The 11386-nt window shown below is 72.0% G+C and carries 13 protein-coding genes; 2 read left to right on the forward strand and 11 right to left on the reverse strand.

Annotation, left to right across the window (positions count from 1 at the left end):
* The first annotated feature begins 48 nt into the window (after positions 1-48).
* Positions 49-1062, forward strand: coding sequence for a methyltransferase (locus ACLZOT_RS05555; RefSeq protein WP_416967578.1), 1014 nt, complete (start codon positions 49-51; stop codon positions 1060-1062).
* 29 nt (positions 1063-1091) lie between these two features.
* Positions 1092-2690: an FAD-dependent monooxygenase gene (locus ACLZOT_RS05560; protein ID WP_416967579.1), complete on the forward strand. Its 1599-nt coding sequence runs from the start codon at positions 1092-1094 to the stop codon at positions 2688-2690.
* Positions 2691-2830: 140 nt separating this feature from the next.
* On the opposite strand, the gene ACLZOT_RS05565 is transcribed toward ACLZOT_RS05560, so the two are convergent.
* The 11 genes from ACLZOT_RS05565 to ACLZOT_RS05615 form a co-directional block, all read right to left on the reverse strand.
* The gene (locus tag ACLZOT_RS05565; RefSeq protein WP_416967580.1) at positions 2831-3028 is read right to left on the reverse strand and encodes a ferredoxin; all 198 of its coding nucleotides are present in this window, start codon (positions 3026-3028) and stop codon (positions 2831-2833) included.
* 4 nt (positions 3029-3032) lie between these two features.
* A complete protein-coding gene (locus tag ACLZOT_RS05570) occupies positions 3033-4184 on the reverse strand; it encodes a cytochrome P450 (protein ID WP_416967581.1) in 1152 nt (383 codons plus the stop codon).
* Between the two features lie 112 nt (positions 4185-4296).
* Positions 4297-4965, reverse strand: coding sequence for a TenA family protein (locus ACLZOT_RS05575; RefSeq protein ID WP_416967582.1), 669 nt, complete (start codon positions 4963-4965; stop codon positions 4297-4299).
* Between the two features lie 38 nt (positions 4966-5003).
* The gene (gene asnB, locus ACLZOT_RS05580; RefSeq protein ID WP_416967583.1) at positions 5004-6848 is read right to left on the reverse strand and encodes an asparagine synthase (glutamine-hydrolyzing); all 1845 of its coding nucleotides are present in this window, start codon (positions 6846-6848) and stop codon (positions 5004-5006) included.
* Positions 6836-8017: a nucleotide disphospho-sugar-binding domain-containing protein gene (locus tag ACLZOT_RS05585; protein ID WP_416967584.1), complete on the reverse strand. Its 1182-nt coding sequence runs from the start codon at positions 8015-8017 to the stop codon at positions 6836-6838. The genes asnB and ACLZOT_RS05585 overlap by 13 nt, the downstream gene beginning before the upstream one ends.
* Before the next feature lie 184 nt (positions 8018-8201).
* On the reverse strand, positions 8202-9059 hold the full coding sequence (locus ACLZOT_RS05590; RefSeq protein WP_416967585.1) for an NAD(P)-dependent oxidoreductase: 858 nt from the start codon (positions 9057-9059) through the stop codon (positions 8202-8204).
* A 22-nt stretch (positions 9060-9081) separates the two neighbouring features.
* Positions 9082-9393 (reverse strand): antibiotic biosynthesis monooxygenase family protein, encoded by a 312-nt coding sequence (locus tag ACLZOT_RS05595; protein ID WP_416967586.1) that lies wholly within the window; start codon positions 9391-9393, stop codon positions 9082-9084.
* Entirely contained in the window at positions 9383-9700 is a 318-nt protein-coding gene (locus tag ACLZOT_RS05600) for an antibiotic biosynthesis monooxygenase family protein (RefSeq protein WP_416967587.1), read from the reverse strand. The genes ACLZOT_RS05595 and ACLZOT_RS05600 overlap by 11 nt, the downstream gene beginning before the upstream one ends.
* Positions 9700-10452 (reverse strand): SDR family NAD(P)-dependent oxidoreductase, encoded by a 753-nt coding sequence (locus tag ACLZOT_RS05605; RefSeq protein ID WP_416967588.1) that lies wholly within the window; start codon positions 10450-10452, stop codon positions 9700-9702. The genes ACLZOT_RS05600 and ACLZOT_RS05605 overlap by 1 nt, the downstream gene beginning before the upstream one ends.
* 17 nt (positions 10453-10469) lie before the next feature.
* Complete coding sequence (locus ACLZOT_RS05610; RefSeq protein ID WP_416967589.1) at positions 10470-10937, reverse strand: anthrone oxygenase family protein; 468 nt, start codon at positions 10935-10937, stop codon at positions 10470-10472.
* Positions 10934-11386 carry an SRPBCC family protein gene (locus tag ACLZOT_RS05615; protein ID WP_416967590.1) on the reverse strand — a complete coding sequence of 151 codons (453 nt, stop codon included), beginning with the start codon at positions 11384-11386 and terminating at the stop codon, positions 10934-10936. Before ACLZOT_RS05615 ends, ACLZOT_RS05610 begins: the two co-directional genes overlap by 4 nt.

Genomic DNA, 11386 nt, shown 5'->3' on the forward strand with positions numbered 1-11386 from the left:
GGCCGCGGGGCACACCGCCACCGCGGGTTGGGAAGGAGCGCACGCGTCATGACGCACACCACTCCGGATGTCAGTACTCCGGCCGGGATCATCCGGCTGGGGAACATGTTCTGCGACGCCAAGGCGTTGCTGACGGCCGTCGAACTGCGGCTGTTCACCGTGCTGCACGAGAAGGGGGAGGCGAGCGAGGAGGAGCTCAGGCAGGCGCTGGACCTGCACGGGCGCGGGCTCGGGGACTTCCTCAGCCTCCTCACCGCGCTCGGCCTGCTGGAGCGCGCCGGCGGCAGGTACCGGAACTCCACCGGCGCCGACACCTACCTCGTCCAGGGCGAGAAGACGTACGTCGGAGGGTTCCTGGAGCGCTCCAACCGCAACCTCTACCCCGCCTGGGGACGCCTCTCCGAAGGGCTGCGCACCGGGCGGCAGCAGTCCGGCAGCGACTTCGACGCCGTCACCAAGAACCCGCACATCCTGCGCCAGTTCGTCGGCATGATGGACGCCCTCACCCACGTCGTGGGGCCCGAACTCGCCCAGAAGTACGACTGGTCCGGGCACGCCTCCGTCCTCGACGTCGGCGGGGCCCGCGGCAACCTCTGCTCCATCATCACCAAGCACCACCCCCACCTCACCGGCCACGTCTTCGACCTGCCCGCCATGCGGCCCCTCTTCGACGAGCGCGTCGCCGAGGACGGCCTCGCCGAACGCGTCACCTTCCACGGCGGCAGCTTCTTCGCCGACCCCCTGCCCACCGCCGACGTCGTGATCCTCGGCCACGTCCTGCACGACTGGGACAAGTCCCAGCGCGCCGCCCTCATCGCCAAGGCGTACGACGCCGTCAACCCCGGCGGGACCCTCCTGATCTACGACCGGATGCTGGAGGACGAGTCCACGCACATCGAGAACCTCGTCATCAGCCTCGACATGCTCCTCGTCACCGACGGCGGTGAGGAGTACCCGGTCTCCGAAGCCGTCGCCGTCGCCCGCGAGGTGGGCTTCGCCGAGGTCGAGGTCTCCCCGCTCAGCGAGTACGACACCCTCGTCGTCTGCCGCAAGACGTCCTGAACCCCCCGCCACCAGAGAGGAGTTCGTCCATGACCCAGGCGCCTACCGAGGTACAGGTGCTGATCGTCGGGGGCGCGGTCACCGGCCTGTCGACCGCCGTCCTCCTCGCCCGGCACGGGGTCGGCACCCTCGTCGTCGAGCGGCACCCCGACACCCTGAGCCACCCCCGCTCCCGGGGCATCAACCCCCGCACCGTCGAGGTCTACCGGCAGGCCGGACTGGAGTCCCGGATCTGGGCCGAGGCCAGCCTCGCCACCGACTTCAGCAAACTCCAGATGATCAGGGCACGGACCCTGGCCGCCGAGGAGCACTTCGCCGGGCCGACCGACAGCCCCGACCCGTCCGGCGAGGTCAGCCCCTGCGAGTGGGCGCCGATCGACCAGGACCGGCTGGAACACCTCCTGCGCGCACAGGCCGTCCAGCTCGGCGCGCAGCTCGCCTTCTCGACCGAGCTGGTCTCCTTCGAGCAGGACGACGACGGGGTCACCGCGCTGCTCAAGGACCGCGAGAGCGGGGCCGAACGGACCGTGCGCGCCCGGTACCTGATCGCGGCGGACGGTGGGCGCAGCCCCGTACGCACCTCGCTCGGCATCGAGCTCGACGGGCCCGGGGAGTTCGCGACCACCGTGTCCGTGCTGTTCGAGGCGGACCTCTCCGAGGCGGCCCGGGGGCGGCCCGTCGGGGTCTGCTACCTCGACGAGCCGGCACCCTCCACCATCCTCTTCGCGCACGACGGGGACAAGCGGTGGATCTTCGCGACGCCGATGCCGCCCGGTACGACGCTGGAGACGGTCACCGAGGAGCAGGCCGTCGGGCTCGTGCGGGCCGCCATCGGGGTGCCCGACCTCGCCGTGCGGATCGTTCCCCAGCTGCCCGCCGGCGGGGCCAAGTGGCTCAGCTTCGTCATCGGGGCCCAGGTCGCCCGCGAGTACCGGCGCGGGCGGGTCTTCCTCGTCGGGGACGCGGCCCATCTCGTGCCGCCCACCGGGGGGTTCGGGGCCAGCCTCGCCATCCAGGACGCGCACAACCTCGCGTGGAAGCTGGTCGCCGTGCTCGACGGGAGCGGGGGAGAGGGGCTGCTCGACACGTACCAGGCCGAGCGGCAGCCCGTCGCGTGGATGACCCTTCAGCAGACCATGGCCATGATGCAGGACCGGACCGGGGCGGAGGGGGGTGACGACGGAGGGCTCAGTCCTGCGGACAGCTACAGCACGACCGTCTTCGGGTACCGGTACTCCGCCGGGCCGCCGGTCCTTCCTCGTCTTCTCTCCGGTGAGCCGGGGACTCGGGCGCCGCATGTTCCGCTGGAGCGGGGCGGCGAGTCCATCTCGTCCCTCGACCTCTACGGGGGCGGGCCCGTCCTCGTCACCGGGGCGGGGGGTGGGGGCTGGGAGGCGGCTGCGGTCGCGGTGTCGGAGACGCTGGGTGTGCCTCTGGCCGTCCACCGCCTCGGCACGGGCGGGCTGACCGACCCCGCTGGTGTCTTCGCCGACCGCCACGGCATCGGGTCGGCCGGCGCCGTCCTCGTCCGCAGCGACGGGTTCGTCTCGTGGCGGGCGGAATCCTCCGGGGAGAAGCCGGAGGCGGAACTGACGGACGCGGTCCAGGGACTTCTGGGCCGGGCCTGACCCTGCCTACGGAACGCCGGGCGAGCTGAGATCCAGCTTGTCCGGCGTTTTTGTGGGTGAGTGGGTGCGAGTTCGTTGTCGATGTAACGCCACCGGCCCGGGAACCGAGTACCGGTTCCCGGGCCGTGCGTGTCGTGCTTTCAGTTGTCCTCGATCACCTTGATCGAGTTCGTCGGGCAGGCCCGGACCGCTCGGTGCACCTCCTCGTGGAGGTCGGGGGCGGGGTGGTCGTCGAGGATGAGGACCAGGCCCTCCTCGTCCTGGTCGAAGACCGTGGGGAGGCGGTAGACGCAGAGGCTGCTGACCGCGCAGGTGGAGGGGGTGGCTGTGATGCGCATGGCGTCACCAGTCCACGGGGATCTCGGTGAAGCCCTCCATGAAGCCGCCCAGGGCGCGGGGGAGTTCGGAGGCCGGCTTGGCCAGGTGGATGGTGGGGAAGCGGCGGAGGAGGCTTTCGGTGGCTATCTGGAGTTCCATGCGGGCCAGGGCCGCGCCGACGCAGTAGTGGATGCCCGCGCCGAAGGTCATGTGGTGGTTCTCCTCGCGGCGGATGTTCAGGTCGAAGGGGTTCTCGAAGACCTCCGCGTCGCAGTTGGCGCCTTCCTCGGAGAGGAGGACGCTGGTGCCCTTCTTGATGACGCTGCCGTCGGAGAGGGGGATGTCGTCGATGGCGTAGCGCATCGTGCCGACCGAGGAGCCCATGATCTGGGTGCGCAGGAGTTCCTCGACGGCGGAGGGGACCAACGACCAGTCCGCCTGGATCTCCCGGACCAGGTCGGGGCGGTTCAACAACACCGCCGTACCCGTGCCGATCTGGCTCGCGGTGGTGACGTATCCGGCGATCAGGAGGCCCTGGCACCAGAAGTGGAGCTCGTGTTCGTTCATCCGGTTGTCGTCCTCGTCGCGGACGCGGATGAACTCGCTGATGAGGTCGTCGGCGGGGGCGGACCGCTTCGCCTCGATGAGGTCGCCCAGGTACTTCCACAGGTTCTGGCGGGCGCGGCCGATCTCCTCCGGGGGGAGTTTCGTGACGGCGAGGAATCCGTCGACGTACCCCCGGAACTGGTCCCGGTCCTCGGCGGGCACGCCGAGCAGCTTGCAGATGACCTTGATGGGGAGGGGGAAGGCGAACGCCTCGTTCAGCTCGGCGGGCCGGGGGCCGGCGGCCATCTCGTCGAGGAGTTCGTCGGCGACCTCCTGGACGTACGGCCGCAGCGACTCGATCCGGCGCGCGGTGAACGCCTTGGTCACCAGCGACCTGACCTGCGTGTGCTTGGGCGGGTCGGGGTCGATGTGCGGGTCCATGAACAGGTCGTTGTCCTTGGAGATCCGCGCGCAGTCGGGCCGCGCGATGTTGCGCGACAGCCGCTTGTCGGCGAACAGGGCGCGGACGTCCTGGTAGCGGGTGACGAGGGTCGCCGTGTCCCCGCTGGGCAGCGTCACCTCCATCGCGGCGGCGCCGTGGACGTCGCGCAGGGCCCGCGGCATCTCCATGGGCGGCTCCCAGGCGAACGGGTACCTGGGCGGGGCGGCGTGCGGGCACACTTCGGGGCTCACGTCGGCGGTCACATCGATCCCTTCACGGACGGCAGGACGGTTACGGGTTTCACAGCGGCCACCCCGACCTGGACCAGGCGGCCTCGGCGAACGCCCACTCGTAGCGGACGCTCGTCGTGAAGTACTCGACGAGCTCGGCACGGCCGGGCACGGCCATCCGCTCGCCCAGCTCGTCGTACGCGGTCATGAAGGCCCGTACGGCGAACCGGTACCCCTCGCCGGGGTGGTAGGCGGCGATCCAGTCGGCGTAGCGGGAGCCCGGCGTGTGGCGTTCGACGAGGTCGTCGGAGATCCGGTGGTTGAACCAGACCATCGGCAGCAGCGCCCCCATGCCCGCGGCGACCGTGGAGGCGGTCGCGGCGTGCAGGAAGGTGCAGTGGGCGTGGGTGGCGGCGGACGCCTCGGGGCGTTCGGCGAGGGGCGGGAGGTGGAGCCGGGGCGCGAGGCCGGTGTACGCGGTGCGCAGCCGGTCGCGGGCCTCCAGGGAGCCGGTGACCGAGCGGGCGAGCAGCGCGGCGTGCTCGTCCCACCGGGTCGCGGCGGCGGTGCGGGCCATGGCGCGCGCGTAGGCGGGCAGCAGATGGCTCGTGTCCTGCTCGACGAAGTGGGCGAGGGACTCGGGCGGCAGCGTGCCGTCCCGCAGCCCCGCCCAGAACGGGTGCTCCTTGACCTTGGCGAGCACGGGCTCGGCCAGCTCCTGGAGTTCCTTGCTCAGCACGGCATCCTCCTTCTTGGAACAGAGAGAACGGAGACGGTTCAGAGGTCTAGGCGCACCCGCTGCCGGCGCAGCCAGGTGTCGAGCTGGAGGACCATCTCCACGTCCCGCCGCTCGCCCCACCCGCTGACCTCGATCGGCCGGTCCTGCGCGGCCAGCCGCGCGCACGCCTCCCGGTCGAGGAGTGAGGTGACGGGACCCGAGGGGTCGTTGACGACGGCGTCGAAGCGTTCCTTCAACACCCGCCCGTAGCCCGGGTCTTGGGTGATCGGGAAGGGGCTCTTACGGCGCTCGGTCACCGACGCCGGCAGCAAGTCGGCTACGGCGGACCGCAGTACGCTCTTCTCCCGCCCGTCGGCGGTCTTCATCTCCCACGGGATGTTGTAGACGTACTCGACGAGCCGGTGATCGCAGTACGGCACCCGCAGTTCGAGCCCGACGGCCATGCTGAGCCGGTCGTCCCGGGTCAGCAGCAGCGGCATCCAGCGGGTCAGGTGGACGTGGCTGACCCGCCGCATCCGGTGTTCGAGTTCCGACTCCCCGTCCACGCGCGGGACTTCGGCCACCGCCTCGGCGTACCGCTGGGCGGCGTGCCCGGGGACGTCGATCTTCTTCAGGAGCCCGGGGTCCAGCAGACCGGTGCTCATGCCGTGCGGCGCGACCTTCAACCCCATCGTCACCCAGGGGAAGTTGCCGGTGTCGACCAGCGCCGGGTCCTGGAACGAGCGGTAGCCGCCGAAGAGTTCGTCGGCCGCCTCGCCCATCAGGGCCACGGTCGAGCGGCGCCGTACCGCGCGCAGCAGCAGGTACAGCGAGCGGTCCATGTCGGGGATCGGGCGCGGCAGGTCCTGGGAGAGGAGCGCCGCCGCGTCGACGACCGGGTCGACGAGGTCGGCCGTCCGCAGGACCACCGGCTCGTGGTCGGTGCCGACGTGCCGGGCGACCTCGGCGGCGTACGGGGCGTCGGGGTCCTCGTGCCAGAAGTCCTTCTGGAAGCGTTCCGTGTGGCCCTCGAAGTCGACGGCGAACGTCCGGGGCCGGCCCCCGGCGCGGGTCGCGAGGGCGACGATCGCGCTGGAGTCGACGCCGCCCGACAGCAGCGTGCACAGCGGTACGTCGGACACGAGATGCGCCTCGACGGACTCGGCGAGCAGACCGCGCACGGTGTCGATCGTGGTCGCCGTGTCGTCGGTGTGGGCGCGGTTCGGGAGCGTCCAGTACGCCGACTCCGCGATCCCCGCGTGGGTGACAACCGCCGTGTGTCCGGCGGGGAGTTCACGCACGCCCCGGTACACCGCGTGCCCCGGCGTCGCGATGTACGCCAGCAGCTCGGCGAACCCCTCCGCGTCGACCGCGCACTCCAGCGCCGGGTGCGCGAACAGCGCCTTCGGCTCGGAGCCGAACAGGACACCGCCCTGCGCGGTCCTGGCGTAGAACAGCGGCTTGATGCCCAGCCGGTCGCGGGCCAGCAGCAGCCGTTCGCGGCCCGGGTCCCACACCGCGAACGCGAACATGCCGTCCAGGTGCTCCGCGCACCGCTCGCCCCACTCCAGGTAGGCCCGCAGCACGACCTCGGTGTCCCCGGCCGTCCGGAACCGGTGCCCCCGCGCCTCCAACTCCCGCCGCAGCGCACGGAAGTTGTAGATCTCGCCGTTGTGCACGACGACCGCGAGCGTGCGGCCGTCCTCCTCGGCGACCATCGGCTGGGTGCTGTGCTCCAGGTCGATCACCGAGAGCCTGCGGTGCCCGAGCGCCGCCCGCCGGTCCGTCCACACACCCTCCGCGTCGGGGCCCCGGTTGGCGAGGGCGGCGACCATCGTCCGGACGGTCGCGCCCTCCTCGCTCAGGTCACGCCGGAAGTCGGTCCAGCCCGCTATGCCGCACACGTGATCACCTTCGTCCGCAGTTCGTTCACGATGTCGGCGGGCGAGGGCCGCTCCAGCATCCCCGCCCGCAGCGCCCGCGCCGTCTCCCGTACGGCGGCCCCCGCCTCCGGGTCCAGCAGCCGCCCGGCCTCCTCACGCAGCCGGCGCGGCGTCGCCTCGTCCCGCGACAGCACCTCACCGGCCCCGGCGGCGAAGACCCGCCCCGCGTGCCCGGTGTGGTCCGGCAACTGCGGTACGAGCAGCAGCGGGACGCCGGCCCGCAGCGCGGTCAGGACGGTCCCCGCCCCGCCGTGCGCCACGACCAGGTCGGCACCCGGCATCAGGGTGTGCAGCGGTACGTCCGTCACGATCCGCGCCCGCGACGCCGACGCCGGGTCGAGCAGCGGGCGTTGGGACGCCGACACCGCCAGCACGACCTCCGTGTCCCGCTCGCACAGCGCCGCCGCGACGTCCCCGGCGAGGAAGAGCCCCGGGCTGAGCTTCGCCATCGTGTGCCCCCACGTCACCACCACCCGCCGGACGCCCGGCGCGGGCGCGGGCAGCGGGCCGGGGGAGACGCCGACGCCGTTGTAGGGGACGTGGCGGACCGGGAGGCGGGCGTAGTCGGTGGGGACCTGGAAGGTGTCGGGGCACGGGTCGACGGTGACCGTGCCGAGCGGGTCGAAGCCGGTGACGCCGTGCCGGTCCAGGAGCGGCGCGAGCACCTCCGGGAGCAGGGCACGGGCCCGCAGCATCAGGTCGGTGCCGAACAGGACCCGGATCGCCGGGATGTCCAGCGCCGCCGCCGCGATCGGGCCGGCCAGCGCGGTCGGCTCGTACACCACCGCGTCCGCCCGCCAGTCGCGGGCCAGCTCCACCAGGCCGTCCGTCATCGACTCCGCGTGCGCCGAGAACATCCGCAGCGCCCTGGGGCCCTTGCCCTCGCGGGGGGCCTGCGGGCCGCCGAAGTCGCCGGCCGAGGAGCGCAGGACGTACCCGCGGACCATCCCGACCGCGTCCACGTCGTCGCCGACCACCGCCGCGGGCAGGCCCGTGCGCTCGATCTCCGGCTTCAGCTCCGGCTGGCTCGCGATCAGCACCTCGTGGCCCGCCGCCCGGAACGCCGAGGCCAGCGGGACCAGGGCGTACAGATGGGAAGGCCAGGCCCAGGTCGTGAACAGTACGCGCATGGAATCCGTCAGCCCCTTCGTGACGTCGAGGGCCCCGGCAGCCCCGGGGCTCCGATGCGGAACCGACGGTGGGCCACGGGGCTAGGCATCCGCTCGGGATCGGCTCGATACGGGGAGCCCGGGTGCGGGCAGACCGGTGCCCTCCGCCGGGCGGGCGCCGGGGAGGGCACTTGAGGGTGTCCGGTCAGTGTTCCGCGATCACCGCCGCGTCCTTCGCCCCGTCCCCGGCCGCCACGACCGCCGAGAAGCGGGCCAGGACCGTGTCCAGGACCGGCAGCGTGAGCCCCGCCGCGTGGGCGGCCTCCGTGGCGATCCGTACGTCCTTCTCCATCAGGTCGGCCCGGAAGAACGCCGGTTCGTACGTGCCCCCCTTCATCAGCGCCGCCCGGAACTTCATCACCACGGAGCTGAACCCGCTCTCCGCGATGGACGTGATGAGCTGCTCCCGGTCCAGGCCCGAGGCCACGCCGTACGCGACCGCCTCCGCCATCGACGCGACCTGCGCGCCCAGCAGGAGGTTCAGGACCAGCTTCATGCTGGTCGCCGTGCCGGGCGGGCCCAGGTGCAGGACCTGGGTGCCGAGCGCGTCCAGGACCGGGCGGACCTCCGCGAAGTCCTCCCCGGCACCGGAGACGTACACGCGCAGCGCGCCTTCGCGGGCCTGCAGCGGGTTCCCCACCACGCACGCCTCGACCCGGCGCAGCCCCTTCGCGGCGAGCCGCTGTGCCGCCTCCCGGGCGTAGCCGGGGGACACCGTCGACGTGTCGACGACCAGCGCGCCCGGGTCGAGCACCGGCACGACCCGGCCGAACAGCACCTCGTCGACGGCCCGTTCGTCACTGAGGCTCAGCAGGACGACCCGGTGCCCCTCGGCGGCCTCCTCGGGGGACCCGGCGAGGACGGCGCCGGCCGCCGTGAGCGGCTCGGCCTTCGCGGCGGTCCGGTTGAACACCGTGAGCCGGTGGCCCCGCTCCAGCAGCCGGTGCGCCATCCCGCCGCCCATGTTGCCGAGGCCGATGAACGCGAGCTGAGGGTGGTTCATGACGGTCACCTCTCCTTCGTGGCTAGTACGCCGCGTCGACCTCGTACACCGCGAACGGCGACGACGTCCTCGTGTCCCGGAACGGCCGCAGCGGAGCCGTGTCGTCCCGGTGCCCGGCGCCCCGCTCCCACTCCAGGAACGCCGCCATCGACTCCCAGCGGCTCACGACGGCCAGCGCGGTGGGGTCGGCGGGGCTGCGCAGCAGCTCGTTGCCGAGCATGCCGGGGACCTTCGCGAGGCGTTCGCTCACCAGGTGGTAGGCGGCCCGGACCTCGGCGAGCTGCGTCTCGTCGTACGCGGCCTGGTAGACCAGCACGCGGACCTCAGCCGGCACCGGACGACGCCTTTCCGGTCAGGTGGGTGACCAGCTCCATCGTGTGGAAGGAGCCGCCCTTGCGGAACGGGTGGAGGGTCGCGCGGTGCTTCAGGTGTTCCGGGCTGTCCTCGAAGGCCCGGAAGCGGGGCTCGTCGAGCCAGTCGCTGACGATGTAGTACGTGCTGTCCTCGGCGGTCGAACGGGACAGGGATTGGCCGAGGTTGGCGGGGTGGCCGGTGACCGCGTCCGTGCCCTCGTGCCAGGCGCGTTCGAAGTCGGCCTCCTTGCCCGGCTCGATCTCCATGCGCAGCATCACCCGGAACATCAGGAGATCCCCCCGTCGACGCCGATGACGTTGCCGGTGACGTACCGGGACAGGTCGCTGGCCAGCCACAGCACCGCGCCCGCGACCTCGTCCGGCGTGCCGAGCCGGCCGAGCGCGGTCTTCGCGCTGTACCGCTGGGTCATCAGCGTGCGCTGCTCCTCGGGCATCGCGTGGAAGTTCTCGGTCTCGATGACGCCGAGCGCGAGGACGTTGAAGCGGATGCCCTGGGGGCCGAACTCCTTGGCCAGGGAGCGGTTCAGGCCGACCAGCGCGGCCTTGGTCATCGTGTAGTGGGCGCGCAGCGGGATGCCCGCGTCGATCGAGCGGGAGCCGATGCTGACGACCGAGGACCCCTCCGAGAGCAGGGGCAGCGCGTGCTGGACGACCAGGTGGGCGCCCGTGACGTTGGTGTTGAGGATGCGCTGCCACTCCTCCAACGCCAGGTCCTGGTACGGGACATGGCTGATCGTGCCCGCGTTGTTGACGACCAGGTCGAGGTGGCCGTACCTCTCCTTCGCCTGCTCCAGCAGGGCGGCGATCTCCGCCGGCCGGGCCAGGTCGGCGCGCAGGACGTGGTGGTCGCCGCCCGTCTCCTTCAGTTCGGCCTCCAGGGAGGCGACGTGGTCGCTGTCGTTGCGGTAGCAGGTGATGACGTCCACGCCGGCGCGGGCGAGCGCGAGGACGATGCCCCGGCCCACACCGCGCGTGCCGCCGGTGACGAGGGCCTTCTTGCCGTCGAGCGCGAGATCCATGGTTTCTCCCAGTCGGGTCAGAGCAGGACGCCGAGTCCTGCGCAGTTGAGGAGCAGGGCGGTGATCGTGAGGAGGCTGCGTCTGCGGTTCCAGGCGCCCCAGTCGGCGCGGGGGTCGCGGTCCGCGAAGTCGGCGGGCAGGTCGGCCGGGTCGAGCGTGCGCATCCAGCGGTTGACCGGCACGTTCTTCGCGACCGAGATGACGGAGGTCGCCGCGGCGCCCGCGGCGGCCACCGCGAACGCGGCCCGCGCGAGGGGCTCCGGCGCGAGGAACGCCAGCGCCGTGTCGCCCGCCAGCGTGCCGACCAGGCACAGCGGCATCGCCGGGTCGTAGCGGGTCCCGAAGAACGCGTGCGCCTCCACGTACCGGTCCGCCGGGAGCGAGGCCAGGTAGGGGAAGCCGCCGAGCTGCGTGCCGAACAGGACGCCCGCCGCGAGGCCGTTGAGCAGGAGGACGACGGGGACCGAGAGGGCGAGGAAGGTCACCGCGCCGCGGCCTCGACCTTCTCCTTGATGAGCGCCATCTGCACCTTCGTGTTGCGGTTCAGGTGCTCGGTCATCTGCTCGTCCGTCGCGGGGGCCTGCGGCTTCATGTGGAAGTCCTGCACCCAGCGCATCCGCACCCCGCCGCCGGGCTCCTCGGTGTACTCCCAGTAGATCTTCATGAAGTCGAACGGGCCCGTCTCCACGCGCTCCGCGTGCACGGTCCGCGTTGTCGGGTCGCTGGTGCGGCGCGAGACCCACGACCAGACGTTGCCGTCCTCGTCCGGGTGCATCGTCAGGCGGAACAGGACGGTGTCGCCGTCGCGCTCCAGGACCTCCGCCTTCGCGTACTCGCTGAACAGGTCGGGCCAGTTCGGGACGTCGTCGGTCATCCGCCACACCAGGTCCAGCGGGGCGTCGATGACGATGTGGTTGTCGGTGTGTCCGGCCAT

Source organism: Streptomyces sp. 4F14, assembly GCF_048159485.1.
In the GTDB taxonomy this organism is placed as follows: Bacteria; Actinomycetota; Actinomycetes; order Streptomycetales; family Streptomycetaceae; genus Streptomyces.

What these genes read in the sequence shown, in the direction of transcription:
- ACLZOT_RS05560 (WP_416967579.1), top strand. Translation starts at nt 1,092, where the DNA reads ATGACCCAGGCGCCTACCGAGGTACAGGTGCTGATCGTCGGGGGCGCG.
- ACLZOT_RS05615 (WP_416967590.1), bottom strand. Translation starts at nt 11,386, where the DNA reads ATGGCCGGACACACCGACAACCACATCGTCATCGACGCCCCGCTGGAC.
- ACLZOT_RS05590 (WP_416967585.1), bottom strand. Translation starts at nt 9,059, where the DNA reads ATGAACCACCCTCAGCTCGCGTTCATCGGCCTCGGCAACATGGGCGGC.
- ACLZOT_RS05555 (WP_416967578.1), top strand. Translation starts at nt 49, where the DNA reads ATGACGCACACCACTCCGGATGTCAGTACTCCGGCCGGGATCATCCGG.
- ACLZOT_RS05570 (WP_416967581.1), bottom strand. Translation starts at nt 4,184, where the DNA reads ATGGAGATGCCGCGGGCCCTGCGCGACGTCCACGGCGCCGCCGCGATG.
- ACLZOT_RS05565 (WP_416967580.1), bottom strand. Translation starts at nt 3,028, where the DNA reads ATGCGCATCACAGCCACCCCCTCCACCTGCGCGGTCAGCAGCCTCTGC.
- ACLZOT_RS05605 (WP_416967588.1), bottom strand. Translation starts at nt 10,452, where the DNA reads ATGGATCTCGCGCTCGACGGCAAGAAGGCCCTCGTCACCGGCGGCACG.
- ACLZOT_RS05600 (WP_416967587.1), bottom strand. Translation starts at nt 9,700, where the DNA reads ATGTTCCGGGTGATGCTGCGCATGGAGATCGAGCCGGGCAAGGAGGCC.
- ACLZOT_RS05585 (WP_416967584.1), bottom strand. Translation starts at nt 8,017, where the DNA reads ATGCGCGTACTGTTCACGACCTGGGCCTGGCCTTCCCATCTGTACGCC.